The organism is Gottfriedia sp. NPDC056225 (genome assembly GCF_042267765.1).
GTDB lineage: Bacteria > Bacillota > Bacilli > Bacillales > Bacillaceae_G > Gottfriedia.
Window position 1 is genome coordinate 35,694 of the sequence record NZ_JBHJTJ010000010.1, and the last position, 558, is coordinate 36,251.

The 558-nt window shown below is 67.7% G+C and carries 1 protein-coding gene; it reads right to left on the reverse strand.

The window, feature by feature from the left end; all coding sequences use genetic code 11:
- On the reverse strand, nt 1-558 hold a 558-nt coding region (locus tag ACFCYN_RS09195), incomplete at both ends, for a collagen-like domain-containing protein (RefSeq protein WP_375948876.1).

The following is a 558-nucleotide window of genomic DNA, read 5'->3' on the forward strand; positions in this document are numbered from 1 at the left end:
GCCTGTCGCTCCGTCTGCTCCTGTTGCTCCCGCTGGTCCTGTCGCTCCGTCTGCTCCTGTTGCTCCCGCTGGACCTGTCGCTCCGTCTGCTCCTGTTGCTCCCGCTGCGCCTGTCGCTCCGTCTGCTCCTGTTGCTCCCGCTGGGCCTGTCGCTCCGTCTGCTCCTGTTGCTCCCGCTGGGCCTGTCGCTCCGTCTGCTCCTGTTGCTCCCGCTGGGCCTGTCGCTCCGTCTGCTCCTGTTGCTCCCGCTGGGCCTGTCGCTCCGTCTGCTCCTGTTGCTCCCGCTGGGCCTGTCGCTCCGTCTGCTCCTGTTGCTCCCGCTGCGCCTGTCGCTCCGTCTGCTCCTGTTGCTCCCGCTGGGCCTGTCGCTCCGTCTGCTCCTGTTGCTCCCGCTGGGCCTGTCGCTCCGTCTGCTCCTGTTGCTCCTGCTGGGCCTGTTACTCCGTCTGCTCCTGTTGCTCCGTCTGCTCCTGTCGCTCCGTCTGCTCCTGTTGCTCCCGCTGGGCCTGTCGCTCCGTCTGCTCCTGTTGCTCCGTCTGCTCCTGTTGCTCCTGCTGG